The following is a 17,426-nucleotide window of genomic DNA, read 5'->3' as shown; positions in this document are numbered from 1 at the left end:
ACTACTTAAGATAACGAGGAACCGAGCATGAGTAGCGGACAAATCGTTCAGATCATTGGCGCGGTTATCGACGTGGAATTTCCACGTGACTCCGTACCCAACATTTATGATGCACTGTTGCTTGATGGTGGCGAAACGACTCTCGAAGTCCAGCAGCAGCTGGGTGACGGTATTGTACGTACCATCGCGATGGGCAGCACCGAAGGCCTGAAGCGTGGCCTGAATGCAGAAAACACCGGCAAGCCGATTTCGGTACCGGTAGGAACCCAGACCCTGGGCCGTATCATGGACGTTCTGGGTCGTCCCATCGACGAAGCCGGCGAGATCGGCGAAGAAGAGCGTTGGGCGATTCACCGCAAGGCACCGGGTTATGCAGATCAGTCTGCTTCTTCCGACCTGCTGGAAACCGGCATCAAGGTTATCGACCTGATCTGTCCGTTCGCCAAGGGTGGTAAGGTAGGCCTGTTCGGTGGTGCCGGTGTTGGTAAGACCGTAAACATGATGGAGCTGATCAACAACATCGCGAAAGAGCACTCCGGTCTCTCCGTATTCGCAGGTGTTGGTGAGCGGACTCGTGAAGGTAACGACTTCTACTACGAAATGAAGGACTCCAACGTCCTTGATAAGGTAGCGATGGTCTACGGCCAGATGAACGAGCCTCCCGGAAACCGCCTGCGTGTGGCCCTGACCGGTCTCACCATGGCTGAGAAATTCCGTGACGAAGGCCGTGACGTACTGTTGTTCGTTGACAACATCTACCGTTACACCCTGGCGGGTACCGAAGTATCAGCCTTGCTGGGTCGTATGCCGTCTGCGGTAGGTTACCAGCCGACCCTGGCCCAGGAGATGGGTGAGCTGCAGGAGCGGATCACGTCGACCAAGACCGGTTCCATCACGTCCATCCAGGCGGTATACGTACCGGCGGATGACTTGACTGACCCGTCTCCGGCGACCACCTTCTCGCACCTCGACGCGACCGTGGTACTGAGCCGTGACATCGCCTCCAAGGGTATCTACCCGGCGATCGATCCGCTTGACTCCACTTCCCGTCAGCTGGATCCGCTGGTCATCGGCGACGAGCATTACGAAGTGGCTCGTGGCGTGCAGACCAACCTGCAGCGCTACAAGGAACTGAAAGACATCATCGCCATCCTGGGTATGGATGAACTGTCAGAAGAAGATAAGCTGACCGTAGCACGTGCCCGCAAGATCGAGCGTTTTCTGTCGCAGCCGTTCCACGTTGCTGAAGTATTCACCGGCTCCCCTGGTAAGTACGTGTCCCTGAAGGAGACCATCAGCAGCTTTAAGGGCATCCTCAACGGTGACTATGACGAAATGCCTGAGCAGGCTTTCTACATGGTTGGTACCATTGAGGAAGCGGTCGAGAAAGCGAAGGAAATGAAGAGCAAGGCGAAGAAGTAATTTGAGCCATTGCACTTGTTTCCGGATCGATCAAAGAGGCAACTGACATGGGTATTACCGTGCATTGTGATGTGGTAAGTGCCGAAACAAAGATCTATTCCGGATTGATTGAGATGCTGATTGCAGCGGGCTCTGAAGGTGACCTGGGCGTTGCCCCAGGTCACACTCCGCTGCTGACTCAGCTGAAGCCGGGACCGATTCGGATCATCAAGCAGGGCGGTGAAGAAGAAATTCTTTATGTGTCCGGCGGATATCTGGAGGTCCAGCCCAATCTGGTGACTTTGTTGGCTGATACCGCGGTTCGCGCCAAGGATGTGGACGAAGCCGCTGCTCTTGAGGCACAGAAAGAAGCCGAGAAAGCGCTTGCCAATAAGACCGGTGAATTCGAGTATTCCCGTGCCGCTGCAGAACTGGCCGAAGCTGTTGCTCAGCTTCGTACCATCCAGCAGCTGCGCAACAAAATGCGTTAAGCATTTCGTTTCGGGTTTGCCGAACACCGAAGCCGCATCCTGCGCGGCTGGAAATCCAACGCTCTGCGTTGGGCTCCGGCCTATCGGGTTGCGGCTTTTTTTGTTTACCGATACACCAAACTAGACACTCCGGGGGTCTGATTTGTCGATGAACCCGCTCCACGTTGTAATCCTGGCCGCGGGTCAGGGTTCAAGAATGAAATCCGCTCTGCCCAAGGTTTTGCATGGGGTGGCTGGTCGGCCGATGCTGCATCATGTCATCGGAACGGCCAAGCAGCTTGGCGCGGAAACGATTCATACGGTAATTGGTCATGGCGCAGATCAGGTAAAGGCCGTTACTCCGGAAACCTCGGTGAACTGGGTGGTACAGAGCGAACAGCTTGGCACCGGCCATGCCGTGGCCCAGGTGCTGCCAGATCTGCCGGACGACGCCCGGGTGCTGGTGCTTTATGGCGATGTGCCACTGACTCGGGTGGAAACCCTTGAGGCCATGGTGGCGGAACTGGATGAACGGACTCTGGCACTACTGACGGTGACGCTGGACGATCCCGGCGGCTATGGCCGTATTGTTCGCAACGGCGCCGATCAGGTTACCTCCATCGTGGAGCAGAAAGACGCGACCGAATCCCAACGCGCCATCAGGGAGGTCAACACCGGCATTCTGGCGGTATCGGCCAAACACCTGAAGAATTGGCTGCCAACGCTGTCCAACGCCAATGCCCAGGGCGAATACTACCTGACCGATATCATTGCCATGGCGGTGGATCATGGTCTGTCGATTTCCGTGGCCCAGCCTGGTGATGCGTACGAGGTTCAGGGCGTGAATAACCGGTTGCAGCTGGCCGAGCTTGAGCGTTGGTACCAGCGCCGGGAAGCCGACCGGCTGATGACCGAAGGCGCCACCCTGGCCGACCCGGCCCGAATCGATGTCCGGGGCGACCTGACCATCGGCAACGACATCCTGATTGACGTCAACGTGGTGTTCGAAGGCAAGGTATCGATTGGCAGCGGCGTTTCCATCGGCCCGGGCTGCGTCATCAAAGACGCGCGGATTGCCGACGGTGCCCAGATCAAGGCCCACAGTGTCATCGAGGGTGCCACTATCGGTGCCAATGCCCAGATCGGGCCTTTTGCGCGCCTGCGCCCAGGCACCGAGCTGGCCGCCGACACCAAAGTTGGCAACTTTGTGGAAACCAAGAAGACGGTGGTCGGCGAGGGCAGCAAGATCAACCACCTCAGTTACGTGGGCGACGCCTCACTGGGCCGTAATGTGAATGTGGGTGCAGGCACCATCACCTGCAATTATGATGGGGTGAACAAATTCAGGACCGAGATCGGCGACGGGGTCTTTGTTGGCTCCAATACGTCTCTGGTTGCGCCCGTCAGTATCTCTGCGGACGCCACCATCGGTGCCGGGTCGACCATTACCCGGGATGTCGCGGACAGTGAACTGGCCGTGGCTCGCGGGCGCCAACGCAACATCTCCGGCTGGGAACGGCCGAAGAAATCAGATTGATCGTTTTACAGGACAGGTGATAGCAGCATGTGTGGCATTGTAGGCGCGGTTTCGGAGCGGGACGTTCAGGGAATTCTTCTTGAGGGCCTGCGCCGTCTGGAATACCGGGGGTACGATTCGGCCGGTATGGCGGTGATCGATGGTGGCAGAGTGACGCAACGAGCTCGAGAGGTAGGCAAGGTGGCGTCGTTGGCCGAGGCCATCGAGACCAATCCTCTGTCGGGTCACCTGGGCATTGCCCACACCCGCTGGGCCACCCACGGCGAGCCGTCGCAGGTCAATGCTCATCCCCACATGTCCGGCGACCGTCTGGCCATTGTTCACAACGGCATCATCGAGAATTATCAGGACCTGCGGGACGAACTGAAAGCCGATGGCTTCGAGTTCACCTCCCAGACCGACACCGAAGTGGTCGCCCACCTGATCGAGCAGTATTACCGCAAGCACAGCAATCTGTACGATGCCGTGAAAGCGGCCATCGCCCGTCTGCGCGGCGCCTACGCACTGGCCGTGCTGCATGCGGACGAGCCGGATCATCTGCTGGTATGCCGGGAAGGCAGCCCACTGGTCATCGGTGTGGGCATCGGCGAGAACTTCATCGCCTCGGACCAGTTGGCGCTGCTGCCGGTAACCGACCGTTTCATGTTTCTGGAAGAAGGCGACATTGCCGACATCCGTCGGGACGCCGTCAGCATTCACGACCGCGAAGGCACGCCGGTCGAGCGCAAGATCATCCGCTTTGAACATGGTTCCGATTCAGCGGAGAAGGGCGAGTACCGCCACTTCATGCTCAAGGAGATCTACGAGCAGCCCGCCGTGATCAAGGCGACCATGGAAGGTCGGACTACCGACACCCGGGTATTGGAGCAGGCGCTGGGCACCGACGCCGCCAATCTGCTGCAGGACGTCAACCACGTCCAGATCATCGCCTGCGGCACCAGTTACCATGCCGGCATGGTTGCCCGTTACTGGATTGAGGAGTTGGCCGGTGTTCCGTGTTCGGTCGAGGTGGCTTCCGAATTCCGTTACCGCAAACATGTGATTCAGCGCGATACCCTGTTTTTGTGCATCTCTCAGTCCGGTGAAACCGCGGATACCCTGGCAGCGTTGCGCCAGGCCAAGCAGGCCGGTTTCCGGGCCGCTCTGGCGATCTGCAACGTACCCGGCAGTTCCCTGGTGCGCGAATCCGACCTGGTAATCATGACCCAGGCCGGCCCCGAGATTGGCGTAGCCTCCACCAAGGCCTTCACCACACAGCTGACGGCGCTGCTGATCTTCACCCTGGCACTGGCCCGTCACAATGGCCTCACTGAGGAGCGGGAAGCGGAGATCGTCAAAGCTATCCACCAGCTCCCCGGACAGGTCGACCAAGTGCTGGCACTGGATGCTGAGATCGCCGAGATGTCCAAGGCCTTCATGGATAAAAACCACAGCCTGTTCCTGGGCCGGGGTTCACAGTTTCCGGTGGCGCTGGAAGGCGCCCTCAAGCTCAAGGAAATTTCCTACATCCACGCCGAGGCCTACCCGGCTGGTGAGCTGAAGCATGGGCCGCTGGCATTGGTCGACAGTGAGATGCCAGTGGTAACCGTGGCGCCCAATAACGCCCTGGTGGAAAAGCTAAAATCCAACCTGGAGGAGGTTCGGGCCCGGGGCGGTGAGCTCTTTGTCTTCGCCGACAGCGCAGCCGATGTGAAAGCGGAAGAAGGCATCCATGTCATGCAGCTGCCGTCGGTGCATGAGATAACCGCACCCATCGTGTACACGGTGCCACTGCAATTGCTGTCTTATCATGTAGCCGTGCTCAAGGGCACGGACGTGGACCAGCCGCGCAACCTGGCCAAGAGCGTTACTGTCGAGTAATTGGGTTCCCCTATCTCCGTCCGCGTTTTTGGAAATGCGTTACGCCCAAGGGTTATAAAGCAGGAACAGAACCGCCAACATTCTGCATCATGGGAGATAACTATGTCTTACACAATCAATCGTCTAATTGAGAATGTGGAATTTGAAGAGGTGGACCTGAGAGTGCGAAAAGCGTTGGGTGACCACGGCTTTGGCGTACTGACGGAAATCGACGTTAAAGCAACCATGAAGACAAAGCTGGACAAGGATATGTTCCCATACCGGATTCTCGGAGCCTGTAATCCGGGCATGGCCTGGGAAGCTATCGGGCTGGAACCTCGCGTGGGCGCCATGCTGCCTTGCAATGTCATTCTTCGTGAGGTGTCTGGGGGCATTGAGGTAAGTGCGGTGGATCCAGTGGCTTCCATGGCCGCCATTGATAATGATGAGCTCAAACGGGTTGCTGGCAATGTTAGGGATATGCTTTCTAAGGTAGTGAAGGAAATCTGATTATTAAGCCTTCCGGATTTCCCGCCGGGAGGTGTTCTACTTTTAGCAAAACTCTCCTAACATCAGAAAGGTCGATAGCATCCGTGATACCGGGCGGCCATCCGACTGGTGATGACCATTACGCCTGAAACTAGACCCGTCAGTCGTCGCTTATTTGGACACGACCGTCAGAGATTTAATTGGCAAATTACCAACCGCTAAGGTACCAGGTTTATAGCGGTGCCTATGTGTCTGATATTGACCCGCATCAACTAGATGCATACTCAGAGATGGTTTTCAGTTCTGTTTCAGCTTGGCATGATCCATTCAGTTTATAGTCTTTCTTTCTCGCAAACGTGCAATCACAGCTTTTCTGCCGATAAAGAGTCATTCCGTTGTTTGAGGGTAAAGAAGGCGAGTATGGACGACTGGAACCGTTAGTGCTGATGGAGCTGCAATGGTTTTTCTGAATGATTCCGACCGCCAGCGAGCTGCGATTGTGCTTGCTCTGATGATCTGGGGTGTCAGTTTTTTCCTGCACTTTTTCTGGGAAATGATGCAGGTGCCTTTCTTCATTGGCATGACCGGGGCTCGTCATTGGGATGTGGTCTGGCTCTGCACCCGCGCCACCGTCGGGGATGCCAACATAACCATTGGGGCGTATACGACTGCCGCATGGATATCCAGAGACTGGTTTTGGGCCGGTAGCAGCTGGAGCCGGAGCAATCTGTTGGTTTACGTTGCCGTCGGACTGCTGGTAACGATCCTTTTCGAGTACTGGGCGACAGTTGAGGGTGACAGATGGAATTACAGTGAGCTGATGCCCGTGATCTCATGGACGGGCACCGGGGTACTACCTCTCGCTCAATGGATTTTCTTGCCAATATTAACAATGTTGGTAGGCAAATGGATGTTTCTTGGATGGCTCGCTCTGAGATCCAAATGAAAGAGTGAAGGTGGTTTTGAATTAAAGAAATTCATACATTGCTCTGTTATGCCTGATTGCTCTGGTCGCCGGGCTGCTTCGGATCATCGGGGCTGAGCAATATGGGCGGGCGATGAATGGTACTGTTTGCCCTCCCCGAAGCCACTGGAAATATTGGATTTACGAGCGCTGCAGTTGTCGCTGGAGCAGGGTATTTTCCTGGTCGCGGGTCAGGGTCTCCATTGGGGACCGTGGATTCATGTTTTCTGGGCGCAATTCTTGATAACATTCAGTTATTACCTAATAACCAGATGACTTCCCGGAGGTGATTGATGGGGCGAGTGGCTGCCGCAGGACTGATAGTAACTCTGGGGCTGTTGGCCCTAGCAGCCCATGGGCAGCAGGTGAGCAATGCTGGCGCCGTGACGACGGTGGTTGTCGAACGTGGCGAATTTCACGAAATCGTCCTTCTGGATGGCGTGATCGAAGCCGTTCAGCAAAGCACCGTCTCCGCCCAGACCAGCGGTACCGTCCAGAGCCTACCCTACGATGTCGATGACTCAGTTGCCGCCGGTGAGTTGATTGTTCAACTGGAGGACAGTGAACAGCGCTCCCGATTACGCCAGGCCGAGGCCGGGCTTGAAGAGGCTGAAGCGGCGCTGACAGATGCACGTCAACGATTTGAGCGAATTGAATCTGTTCATGAGCGAGGGCTGGTTTCCCGACAGGAATTCGACCAGGCCCGCAACAATCTCGCCGCTGCCCGCGCCCGGGTGGAGCGTGCCACTGCTGCAGTTTCCGAGGCACAGGAGCAGCTGTCATACACCCGGGTGCTAGCGCCCTATGGTGGCATCCTCACTGAGCGCCATGTGGAGATAGGGGAGTCGGTAAGTCCCGGCCAGCCTCTTCTTAGCGGACTATCTCTGGAGCAGCTTCGGGTTGTGGTTGACCTGCCACAAAGGTATGCCGAACTGGCGCGTTCAGAGCGCCAGGCAAAGGTCACCCTTGCCGATGGCCGGGTACTTGAAACCGGCGAGATGACGTTCTATCCCTACGCCAACCCGCAAACCCACACCTTCCGATTGCGAATGCGCCTGAGTGACCCCAACGGCACCTTGTTTCCCGGAATGCTCGTAAAAGTAAGTGTGCCGGTTGCACGTCGGGAGGCTCTTTGGATACCCACCAGCGGTTTGATTCAGCGCAGCGAAATGAGGGCCGTATTTGTACTGGACGAGCAGGACCGGCCCCGCCTGCGTCAGGTACGTACCGGGACCAGGGACAATGGCCGACTCGAGATCCTCGCCGGTCTCAGTGAAGGCGAACGGGTGGTTACCAATCCTTCGGAGCTGGTTGGCAGTGATCGCCTGAATCTGGTGAATAAATCGGGCGAGGAACCAAACCCGTGAGTAGGGAATTGCCGCCTGTAGGGCCATCCGGGGCCATTGCCCGGGTTTTTCAGAACAATCACCTCACGCCCTTGCTTGCCATTCTAGCCATCATTCTTGGCGTGCTGGCCGTGGTGGTGACTCCAAAAGAGGAAGAGCCCCAGATTGATGTCACCATGGCCGACATCATGGTGGCGTTTCCGGGTGCCAGCACTCGAGAGGTGGAAAGTGCCATCGCCACACCTGCTGAACAGGTGATGAGCGAAATCCAGGGTGTGGAGCACGTCTACTCGGTATCTCGTCAGGGCCAGGCCGTGATTACGGTGCAGTTCGAAGTAGGCGTGCCCCGTCAGGACGCATTGGTCCGGCTGTACAACCAGGTGTATTCGAATCAGGACTGGTTGCCTGCCAACCTTGGCGCGACCCAGCCAGTGATCAAGCCTAAGGGTATTGATGATGTTCCGGTGATGACCTTGACGCTCTACGATCCGGTAAATGGACAGACGGGCGAGGAACTGACTCGTCTGGCGCATATGCTGGAAGTGGCACTGAAGCGGGTTCCCGGCACCCGGGACGTTTATACCACGGGCGGTATTCCTGACCGGGTGGATATCCATTTTGATCCTGCATTACTAGCGGGTTTCAACCTGACCATCGACGATATAAAAAAGTCGCTGGCAGCCGCAAACTCCAGCAGTCAGGAGACCCGAATCACCCGCGACAATGTGTCAATTCCGGTCCAGGCGGGAACGCTTCTGGAATCGGTCGATGACGTCCGACGCCTGGTGGTCGGCATGCACAATGGCTCCGCAGTGTATCTGGAAGATGTGGCCGAGGTCCGTCGGGGTAGTACTGTGGCCGATCACAGTGTGATGACCGGCTTTGGTCCGGCACATACGGAAGGTATGGCTGGCCAGCCCGGTGACATCTACCCGGCCGTCACTCTGGCTATCGCCAAAAAGCCGAGTGAAAACGCCATCAATATCACCACCGCCATTCAAGAGCGTCTGGAACAGTTGCGAAATCGGGCGTTACCTGAGTCTGTTGAAGTTCTGGTCACTCGGGATTACGGCGTAACGGCTTCCCAGAAAGCTCGCAAACTGATTACCGATTTGATTTCCGCCACGCTTTGCGTGGTTCTCCTGGTGCTGGCGGCTATGGGCTGGCGCCAGGCACTGATCGTGGGTATTGCGGTATTAATCACGCTACTGCTGACCCTGGTATTTTCCTGGGCCTGGGGCTTTACCCTGAACCGGGTCTCCCTGTTCGCACTGATTTTTTCCATCGGCATATTGGTGGATGACGGCATCGTGATTACCGAAAACATCAATCGCCGGATCCAGAACTCCAGGCACGCGGTGAGGGACATTATCCCGGTCGCCGTGGACGAGGTGGGCACGCCCACCATTATGGCCAGCCTCACCATCATGGCCGCATTGATTCCGATGGCGTTTGTCAGTGGTCTGATGGGTCCCTATATGAGTCCTATTCCGATCAACGCTTCTGCAGGCATGGTACTGTCCCAGATCGTCGCCTTTGTCGTAGCGCCTTGGCTGGCGTTCCGATTGCTGAGACAGAAAAAAGGGGAAAAGGCGGTTGAAGCCGATGACGCTTCCAACTCTGCTGACGGTGTCAGCCCCCTGTCCCTGCGAATTTTCCGGATGGTGTTGGGGCCGTTTCTCGGGGATCATCCCTGGCGTCGTCGTCTGCTTACTCTCGGGGTGGTTGGCCTGACTGTCGCGGCAACCTCGTTGCCGGTGTTTCAGGCCGTGATTCTGAAAATGCTGCCTTTCGACAACAAATCCGAGTTGCAGGTGGTGGTGGATATGCCGGAAACCACCCCGATGGAACAGACCCAGCGGGTGTTGATGGAAATGGCTGGCTACCTGGAAACGGTGGACGAAGTGGCCAACTGGCAGACCTACGCCGGAACCTCCTCGCCAATCAACTTCAACGGACTGGTGCGGCAGTACTACCTGCGAGGTGATCCCTACCATGGTGATATTCAGGTCAACCTCACTCACGAAGAAAACAGGGATCGGCAGTCCCACGATATCGCCCAGTCTTTGCGGGCTCCCCTTACGGCAATTGCTGAAAAGTACGATGCCAGTGTGAAAATTGTGGAAGTACCCCCGGGCCCGCCGGTGCTGTCTCCCGTGGTGGCTGAGATATACGCCGTGGATGAAACCCGCCGTGCGGCAATGGCCCGGCAGATCGCGGACGGCATGACCGCAGTGGATGGACTGGTGGACATCGATACCACCCTGGAGGCGCCGACACGGGAGTGGGAAGTGGTGGTGGACCGGGATCGGGCGGCGCGACTTGGTGTGTCCCAGGCCCAGGTCGTCAGCGCCCTGCAGACGGCCCTTGGCGGAACCAGTGTGAGCTTCCTGCACGATGATCATGCCAAATACCCGGTTCCTCTTCGGGTAATTCTGGGTGAAGGCGACAAGGCCCAGCCATCGGTGCTGTTATCGCTTAATGTGCGAAGTCGTAGCGGTAACCTGGTTTCGTTGGCGAGCATTGCCGAAGTTCGGGAAGCGAACTGGATGGGGGCGATCTACCACAAGGATCTGTTGCCGGTGACCTACGTGACGGCGGATATGGCTGGTGACATCGATTCACCGCTGTACGGTATGTTTACTATGGTGGAACGCCTGAACCAGCAGGAAGGTGCGCCGGACCAGTATTTCATTGATCAGCCAGTCTTGCCGGAAAAAGGCACCCTGAAATGGGACGGCGAATGGCAGATTACCTACGAAACCTTCCGGGACATGGGGGCCGCCTACAGCGTCGGTGTGTTCATGATTTTCGTACTGCTGGTGGCCCAGTTCCGTTCCTACATCCTGCCTCTGGTGATCATGGCGCCAATCCCTCTGACACTGATTGGAATAATGCCGGGCCATGCTTTGCTGGGGCGGGAATTCACGGCCACCAGCATGATCGGCATGATTGCCCTGGCTGGCATTATCGTGCGCAATTCGATTTTGCTGGTGGTGTTTATCCGGCAACTGATTGAGGAAAGTGTGGACCTCGATGAAGCCGTTGTTCTGGCAGGCGCGGTGCGCATCAAGCCGATCGCTTTAACGGCTATCTCGGCGATGGTGGGCGCTTACTTCATCCTAAACGATCCGATCTTTAACGGGCTGGCGATATCGCTGATCTTTGGGCTGGCTATGTCGACATTGCTGACCGTACTGGTGGTGCCTCTGCTGTACTACACCCTCGCTCGCTGCAAGTGGGTGTGAGCCCGAGATTGTTGGACCTGTATTCCCATAAAGCCTTCAGAGCAATCGCTCCTCGCTCCGTTACATGCTGTGTGTGGTCTCCAGGCTTTTCCTTGAAGTTTTTACAAATGATAACTATTATCATTTCGAAACCGCCAAGGAGAACGGAATGGAATTTCTATGCCCCACTCATCGTCAGCAGTTTGCAAACCTATCGCTGGAAGAACGGAAGGATCTCTGGCTCTTTTGGATGGAAAATGCCCACGCCTGCATTGAGCGGGGCGATTGGCGGGACGTGATCTCCCTGTCGGGAAGCGCTATGGATCTCGCCTGCCTTGATGGCGCGACTGATGAGAGCTGCATGCACGTTGAATTGACGCTCGCTGCTATTCTGGTGTCTCAGGCTCTGTCTATCTGTGGTGATATCACCGGCAAGGAGCAGGTGCTTTCCAGGGCACTGAAAGTGCTGCGTACCGATGATTCCCTGGCAATTTCACCGGAATGCTGTGGTATGGATGAGTGTGTGTTGGTGTTGTCGGATCGCACTCGCCATGCCGAGTTTTTCTCGGATCACCTGAATTGGTCCGCACCGCACTTCCCGTTCCGGCAGCCGGTAGTAAGCAGGGTGCGAGTGCTGCACTGAAGGAGGCGGTAATTAAGGTTGGCTAACCAAATCATTCGCCTCCCAGTAAGGTAATGGTTTTGCAAAACCCAGATTTTTGCTATTTTGCAAACCGGATCGAGACAAATCGCCGATCTGACATGCTAGCGGGAGAGACCGCGCCGCACTCCCGTGTGGCCGGCGCCGAAGGAGCAACTGCCCCGGAAACTCTCAGGCAAACGGACCGCTAGCATGAATACTTTCCGAAGAGCTGCCGACGACTGCGTCCGTTGGCACACCGAAGGAGCAAGCCGCTGATTTCAAGGAATTGGCGAGTGAATCTCTCAGGTACCGTGACGGAAGGGGTGCTTTCTACCATGCTGTACACAGAATGATGTGTTAACAGGCTATGGGGAAAGGGAACCCTGGACGCCTCTTGGAGAGCTCTATGAAGCGAATTGCAGTTATCGGCGGTGGTATCACCGGCATTACCACGGCTTACACCCTGGCCAAGCGCGGCCTGGATGTCACCGTCTACGAAAAGCACCGCTATGCGGCGATGGAAACCTCCTTCGCCAACGGTGGTCAGTTGTCGGCTTCCAATGCCGAGGTCTGGAACAACTGGCAGACCATCATCAAGGGCATGAAGTGGATGATGCACAGCGATGCCCCGTTGCTGGTCAATCCCAAGCCGTCCTGGCACAAATTAAGCTGGTTTGCCGAGTTCATCGCGGCAATTCCCCAGTACGAAAAGAACACCACGGAAACCGCCCGCCTGGCCATTGCCGCCCGTGAACACCTGTTCCAGTGGGCGCAGGACGAAGGCATCGACTTTGACCTGAAGAAGCAGGGTATCCTGCACATTTACCGGGACAAGGCTGGTTTTGATCACGCCTCGAACGTCTCCAAGCTGCTGGCAGCGGGCGGCCTTGAGCGTCGGCCGGTCACTCCCGAGGAAATGAAGTCCATTGAGCCCACGCTTGCGGGCACTTACTACGGTGGTTTTTACACCGAGAGCGATTCCACCGGAGATATCCACAAGTTCACCAACGGCCTGGCCGATGCGATCCAGCGCCGTGGCGTTAAGACCAACTACGGCCACACCGTAACCGAATTGAGCGCGGATGCCTCCAGCGCCTGGGTTACCTCCTTCGACGGCAAAGAACAGACCCGTGAAACCTACGACGGCGTGGTGATCTGTGCCGGTGTTGGCAGTCGCGCCCTGGCGGCCAAGCTGGGTGACCGGGTTAATATCTATCCGGTTAAAGGCTATTCCATCACCGTGGAGCTGGACGACGAAGCTTCTCAGCAAGCCGCGCCGACCGTCAGCCTGCTGGATGATGCCACCAAGCTGGTCACCAGTCGTCTGGGTGATGACCGTTTCCGGGTTGCCGGTACCGCCGAGTTCAACGGCTACAACCGCAACATCCGTGACGACCGCATCAAGCCGCTGACACGCTGGGTTGAGGAATGCTTTCCCGGAGTCAGCACCCGTCGCGTGGTGCCTTGGGCTGGCCTGCGTCCCATGTTGCCGAACATGATGCCGCGAGTTGGTCCTGGCCGCCTGCCTACGGTGTTCTACAACACCGGTCACGGCCACCTGGGCTGGACGCTTTCGGCCATCACCGCCGAGCTGCTGGCGGATGCGGTTGATACGGCGTCCTCAGGCGCAACCGTGAGTACGGCCCGCTAAGTTCACTCAGTCCCTCACTGCGCCAGTGACTCGACAAGGAAGTCGAGCAGCATCCGAACCTTGGGCGACAGGTGGCGGTTATGGGGATAAACCGCCCAGATACCGTCATCGTCCTCCCGGTAATGGGTCAGTAGCGGCAGCAACTGGCCCGTATCCAGTGCCGTTTGAACGTAATAATCCGGTAACTGGACGATACCAATCCCCTTCAATGCTGCATCCAGCAAAGCCCTGCCACTGTCGCACCGGATGTTTCCGCTGATTCGGACATTGCGAGGTTGGCCCTGTTCCTGGAAGCGCCAGTAATCCAGGTTGCCCTGCAGACAGTTGTGCTGCGCCAGTTCCGATAGCTCATAAGGTGTGCCGTGGGCCGAGAGGTACTGGGGCGATGCGCACACATACAGGGTCCGGGATGACAGGCGCCGGGCCATCATGCTGGAGTCCTCCAGTTTGCCGAGCCGCACAGCCAGATCATAACCCTCACCCACCAGATCCAGTTTCTGGTTGGTCAGGTTCATTTCAATGTCCAGTTCCGGATACCGCACCACAAACTCGTTCACCAGAGGCGCGATCCTCTTCTCACCGTAAGTAATGGGTGCTGTCAGCCTGAGCTTGCCTCTTGGGGATAACTGCAGATTGGTGATGGAGCGCTCGGCATCGTCCAGGGCATCCAGGACCTGTCGGCAATGTTGGTAGTAAATCCGGCCTGCTTCCGTGACCGATACCCGCCGGGTTGTCCGGTAGAAGAGCCGGGTGGCCAGCCGGGTTTCCAGTGCACTGACCTGTCGGCTCACCTGAGCGGTCGAGACCTCGAGTCTCCGGGCAGCCTGGGTAAAGCTTTCGGTTTCGGCGACGGCAACAAACTCGTTTACGCCTTCCCAGCGATACATGTCCGTTCTCTCCAAGTATGCCAAGTGTGCCAGTTCTGATGATTGTTACAGCACAGTAAAAGTCATTTGATGAACTGGGTCATTATCAATTGATTGTGGATAAATACAATGATTGCACAAATCAGATGGCGCTAATCGCCGTCCACAAGCTACCAGCGGAGAGCGTTATGGCTGAAATCATCAAATCAAAAGCAGCAATTGCCTGGGGACCGGGCCAACCTCTGTCCGTGGAAGAGGTGGATGTCATGCCCCCAAAGGCCGGAGAAGTCAGAGTGCGTGTTGTCGCCACCGGGGTTTGCCATACCGATGCGTTTACCCTTTCTGGTGATGACCCGGAGGGCAACTTTCCGGCCATTCTCGGCCACGAAGGCGGCGGCATCGTTGAGTCGATAGGCGAGGGTGTCACCAGTGTGCAGGTGGGTGACCATGTTATTCCGCTCTACACCCCGGAATGTGGCGAGTGTAAGTTCTGCCTGTCGGGCAAGACTAATCTATGCCAGAAAATCCGCGACACCCAGGGCAAGGGGCTGATGCCCGATGGCACCTCGCGCTTTTATAAGGATGGCGAGCCCATCTTCCATTACATGGGCTGCTCGACCTTTTCCGAGTACACCGTGTTGCCGGAAATTGCCCTGGCCAAGGTCAGCAAGGACGCGCCGCTGGAGGAAGTCTGTCTGTTGGGCTGCGGCGTGACCACTGGCATGGGCGCGGTGATGAACACCGCCAAGGTAGAAGAGGGCGCCACCGTCGCCATTTTTGGTCTGGGTGGCATTGGTCTGTCTGCCATCATTGGTGCTGTCATGGCGAAAGCCAGCCGCATCATTGCTATCGACATCAACGAGAGCAAGTTCGACCTTGCCCGCCAGTTGGGCGCAACCGACTGCGTCAACCCAAAGGATCATGACAAGCTGATCCAGGAAGTTATTGTCGAGCTGACCGACGGCGGCGTGGACTATTCCTTCGAATGCATCGGCAACGTCGACGTTATGCGGTCGGCCCTGGAATGCTGTCATAAAGGCTGGGGCGAGTCGGTGGTCATCGGTGTGGCCGGGGCTGGCCAGGAAATCTCAACCCGTCCGTTCCAGCTGGTTACCGGCCGGGTCTGGAAAGGCTCAGCGTTTGGGGGGGTCAAAGGCCGCTCTGAGCTACCGGGGATGGTGGAGCGCTACCTGCAGGGTGAATTCAAGCTGAACGATTTCATTACCCACACCATGGGGCTGGATGGCATCAACGACGCCTTTGAGCTGATGCATGAAGGTAAAAGCATTCGGACTGTTATCCACTTCGATCAGTGAATAGAGTGGCCGCCTGTCCTGATGGTCAGGCGGCCTATTCGTTCTCTGAGGTCAGCGAGACCTGAACAAGTTCGTGCTGCAGTTTCTTGAGAAGGTGCAGCAGGCTGACCCCGTCATCAAAACTCAGACCCTGCAGCGCCTGCTGGTAGAACTCGGTGATGGTGTCCTGCAGCTGATTCCAGAACTTCTGCCCACTGTCAGTCAGTTTCACCAGCCGGGCGCGACGGTCCTGCGGGTCCGTTATCCGAACCACATGGCCATCCCGCTCCATTCGTTTCAGAACCCCATCAAGATTCTGTCGGCTCACGTACAGGTATTCTTTCAGCTGGTTGAACGAGGTGCCATCCTCAAAACCTTCCCGTGACAACGCACCCAGCACTGCCCACTGCACCGCACTGATCCCCATTTCGTTCTGAACCTGCCGCTGCAGGATGTTGCCAGTCTGGAACAGGCGGAAAAACAGCCGGTTCGGAATGCCGCCGGATTCGTTGACGATCATCTGAGCTCCTGTGTGTCCCCGGGGCTGGGATGCCTTACGTGGGTAGGTATTCGCGGGCAATAATATTTTTCATGATCTGCGCGGTGCCGTCACCTATTTGCAGACCCAGCACGTCCCGCAGACGCTGGGCAAAGGGCAGATCCTCGCCCCAACCGGTATGACCATGGGCCAGCAGACACTGTTTCACCACGTCGAACGCCAGCTTTGGCCCCCACCACTTATTCATGGCGGCCTCGGCGTTGTGGGGCAGATGGCTGTCCTTCAACCAGAGCGCATGGTAGCACTGCAGGCGCGCGGCATGAACGTAAGTCTGGTATTCGGCCAGTGGGTGGGTCAGGCCCTGAAACGCCGACAGGTTCTGGCCGAAGGCGGTGCGTTCGGTCAGCCACTGCCAGGTTTCGTCCAGAGATTGCTGGGCTACCGCCAGGCACTGCAGGCCGATCAGTGCACGGCTGTAGTCGAAGCCCTGCATCACCTGTTTGAAGCCCTTTCCCTCGTCACCCATCCTGTGGCTGGCAGGTACCTCCACGTTGTCGAAAAAGATGGAGCCGCGGCCTATGGCGCGTTGGCCGTTGTCCTCGAATCGCGTGGTGGTGATGCCCGGTGTGTCCATGGGCACCAGAAATGCGCTGATCCCGGAGGCTTTTTGTTCCACGGTGCCGGTGCGGGCAAACACTACGGCCACATCGGCTTGATCCGCCATGGAGATGGAGGTTTTTTCGCCGTTGAGCACATAGACGTCGCCCTTCTTCTCCGCTTTCAGGCGCAGGTTGGCGGCGTCGGAACCGCCGTGGGGTTCTGTCAGGGCAATGCAGGCGACGTTTTGGCCAGAAGTGATGCCGTGCAGCCACTTCTTCGCCAGGTCGGGTTCGGCGTGACTGGCGATAATCTGGCCATTGAGGGAAGCCAGTAGCGGAATGTAGCCGACGTTGAAATCCCCTTTGGCGATCTCTTCTATGATCAGGCCACTGGTGACACAGTCCATCCCGCTGCCCCCGAACTCCTCCGGCAGCTCGCCACCCAGCAGACCCATCTCGCCGAGCTGGCGGATGACATCCTTTTCGATCACCCCTTCCTTGTCCCGCTTGCGGTAGCCCGGAGCCAGCACCTCGGCGCTGAAGCGGGCCACAACCTCGCGGATTGCGTTCTGTTCTTCGTTAAATCCGAAATTCATGGTG

14 protein-coding genes and 1 riboswitch are annotated in these 17,426 nt (G+C 57.2%); of the genes, 11 read left to right on the top strand and 3 right to left on the bottom strand.

Translation table 11 applies throughout. The features are described 5' to 3' along the window. Positions 1-27: 27 nt before the first annotated feature. The 10 genes from atpD (at position 28) to FCS96_RS07140 (ending at position 13,567) form a co-directional block, all read left to right on the top strand. Complete coding sequence (atpD, locus tag FCS96_RS07185; RefSeq protein WP_138439691.1) at positions 28-1,422, top strand: F0F1 ATP synthase subunit beta; 1,395 nt, start codon at positions 28-30, stop codon at positions 1,420-1,422. A 47-nt stretch (positions 1,423-1,469) separates the two neighbouring features. Then, complete coding sequence (locus FCS96_RS07180) at positions 1,470-1,892, top strand: F0F1 ATP synthase subunit epsilon (protein ID WP_138439690.1); 423 nt, start codon at positions 1,470-1,472, stop codon at positions 1,890-1,892. A 148-nt stretch (positions 1,893-2,040) separates the two neighbouring features. Further along, positions 2,041-3,408, top strand: coding sequence for a bifunctional UDP-N-acetylglucosamine diphosphorylase/glucosamine-1-phosphate N-acetyltransferase GlmU (gene glmU, locus FCS96_RS07175; protein WP_138439689.1), 1,368 nt, complete (start codon positions 2,041-2,043; stop codon positions 3,406-3,408). A 27-nt stretch (positions 3,409-3,435) separates the two neighbouring features. Continuing rightward, positions 3,436-5,268, top strand: coding sequence for a glutamine--fructose-6-phosphate transaminase (isomerizing) (glmS, locus tag FCS96_RS07170; RefSeq protein ID WP_138439688.1), 1,833 nt, complete (start codon positions 3,436-3,438; stop codon positions 5,266-5,268). Positions 5,269-5,370: 102 nt separating this feature from the next. Next, positions 5,371-5,757 carry a DUF302 domain-containing protein gene (locus FCS96_RS07165; protein WP_138439687.1) on the top strand — a complete coding sequence of 129 codons (387 nt, stop codon included), beginning with the start codon at positions 5,371-5,373 and terminating at the stop codon, positions 5,755-5,757. A gap of 436 nt (positions 5,758-6,193) precedes the next feature. Next, positions 6,194-6,682, top strand: coding sequence for a hypothetical protein (locus FCS96_RS07160; protein WP_138439686.1), 489 nt, complete (start codon positions 6,194-6,196; stop codon positions 6,680-6,682). Positions 6,683-6,993: 311 nt separating this feature from the next. Continuing rightward, positions 6,994-8,067, top strand: a complete 1,074-nt coding sequence (locus FCS96_RS07155; RefSeq protein WP_138439685.1) for an efflux RND transporter periplasmic adaptor subunit — start codon at positions 6,994-6,996, stop codon at positions 8,065-8,067. Then, on the top strand, positions 8,064-11,294 hold the full coding sequence (locus tag FCS96_RS07150) for an efflux RND transporter permease subunit (RefSeq protein ID WP_138439684.1): 3,231 nt from the start codon (positions 8,064-8,066) through the stop codon (positions 11,292-11,294). The genes FCS96_RS07155 and FCS96_RS07150 overlap by 4 nt, the downstream gene beginning before the upstream one ends. Before the next feature lie 148 nt (positions 11,295-11,442). Further along, positions 11,443-11,916, top strand: coding sequence for a hypothetical protein (locus tag FCS96_RS07145; protein ID WP_138439683.1), 474 nt, complete (start codon positions 11,443-11,445; stop codon positions 11,914-11,916). A gap of 116 nt (positions 11,917-12,032) precedes the next feature. Then, a riboswitch (glycine riboswitch) is annotated at positions 12,033-12,131 on the top strand. Between the two features lie 191 nt (positions 12,132-12,322). Further along, on the top strand, positions 12,323-13,567 hold the full coding sequence (locus FCS96_RS07140) for a D-amino acid dehydrogenase (protein WP_138439682.1): 1,245 nt from the start codon (positions 12,323-12,325) through the stop codon (positions 13,565-13,567). A gap of 14 nt (positions 13,568-13,581) precedes the next feature. Here FCS96_RS07140 and FCS96_RS07135 read toward each other — a convergent pair whose 3' ends face one another. Next, positions 13,582-14,454 (bottom strand): LysR substrate-binding domain-containing protein, encoded by an 873-nt coding sequence (locus FCS96_RS07135; RefSeq protein WP_138439681.1) that lies wholly within the window; start codon positions 14,452-14,454, stop codon positions 13,582-13,584. 176 nt (positions 14,455-14,630) lie between these two features. Between FCS96_RS07135 and FCS96_RS07130 the strand changes: the two genes are divergently transcribed. Then, a complete protein-coding gene (locus tag FCS96_RS07130; RefSeq protein ID WP_228264074.1) occupies positions 14,631-15,749 on the top strand; it encodes an S-(hydroxymethyl)glutathione dehydrogenase/class III alcohol dehydrogenase in 1,119 nt (372 codons plus the stop codon). 34 nt (positions 15,750-15,783) lie between these two features. Here the strand turns inward: FCS96_RS07130 and FCS96_RS07125 are convergent, their stop codons facing one another. Together FCS96_RS07125 and aliB are read right to left on the bottom strand one after the other, a co-directional pair. Beyond that, positions 15,784-16,248, bottom strand: a complete 465-nt coding sequence (locus FCS96_RS07125) for a MarR family winged helix-turn-helix transcriptional regulator (protein WP_041342013.1) — start codon at positions 16,246-16,248, stop codon at positions 15,784-15,786. A 34-nt stretch (positions 16,249-16,282) separates the two neighbouring features. Beyond that, complete coding sequence (gene aliB, locus FCS96_RS07120; protein WP_138439679.1) at positions 16,283-17,422, bottom strand: cyclohexanecarboxyl-CoA dehydrogenase; 1,140 nt, start codon at positions 17,420-17,422, stop codon at positions 16,283-16,285. Positions 17,423-17,426 lie beyond the last annotated feature (4 nt).

The organism is Marinobacter alexandrii, assembly GCF_005871205.1.
GTDB classification, from domain to species: Bacteria; Pseudomonadota; Gammaproteobacteria; order Pseudomonadales; family Oleiphilaceae; genus Marinobacter; species Marinobacter alexandrii.
Note: the sequence above shows the minus strand (reverse complement) of the source record. Positions and strands in the feature narration are given on the sequence as shown.

Bases quoted from the DNA above. Each gene is read 5' to 3' on its own strand.
- atpD (WP_138439691.1), top strand. From the start codon at position 28: ATGAGTAGCGGACAAATCGTTCAGATCATTGGCGCGGTTATCGACGTG.
- FCS96_RS07180 (WP_138439690.1), top strand. From the start codon at position 1,470: ATGGGTATTACCGTGCATTGTGATGTGGTAAGTGCCGAAACAAAGATC.
- glmU (WP_138439689.1), top strand. From the start codon at position 2,041: ATGAACCCGCTCCACGTTGTAATCCTGGCCGCGGGTCAGGGTTCAAGA.
- glmS (WP_138439688.1), top strand. From the start codon at position 3,436: ATGTGTGGCATTGTAGGCGCGGTTTCGGAGCGGGACGTTCAGGGAATT.
- FCS96_RS07165 (WP_138439687.1), top strand. From the start codon at position 5,371: ATGTCTTACACAATCAATCGTCTAATTGAGAATGTGGAATTTGAAGAG.
- FCS96_RS07160 (WP_138439686.1), top strand. From the start codon at position 6,194: ATGGTTTTTCTGAATGATTCCGACCGCCAGCGAGCTGCGATTGTGCTT.
- FCS96_RS07155 (WP_138439685.1), top strand. From the start codon at position 6,994: ATGGGGCGAGTGGCTGCCGCAGGACTGATAGTAACTCTGGGGCTGTTG.
- FCS96_RS07145 (WP_138439683.1), top strand. From the start codon at position 11,443: ATGGAATTTCTATGCCCCACTCATCGTCAGCAGTTTGCAAACCTATCG.
- FCS96_RS07140 (WP_138439682.1), top strand. From the start codon at position 12,323: ATGAAGCGAATTGCAGTTATCGGCGGTGGTATCACCGGCATTACCACG.
- FCS96_RS07135 (WP_138439681.1), bottom strand. From the start codon at position 14,454: ATGTATCGCTGGGAAGGCGTAAACGAGTTTGTTGCCGTCGCCGAAACC.
- FCS96_RS07125 (WP_041342013.1), bottom strand. From the start codon at position 16,248: ATGATCGTCAACGAATCCGGCGGCATTCCGAACCGGCTGTTTTTCCGC.
- aliB (WP_138439679.1), bottom strand. From the start codon at position 17,422: ATGAATTTCGGATTTAACGAAGAACAGAACGCAATCCGCGAGGTTGTG.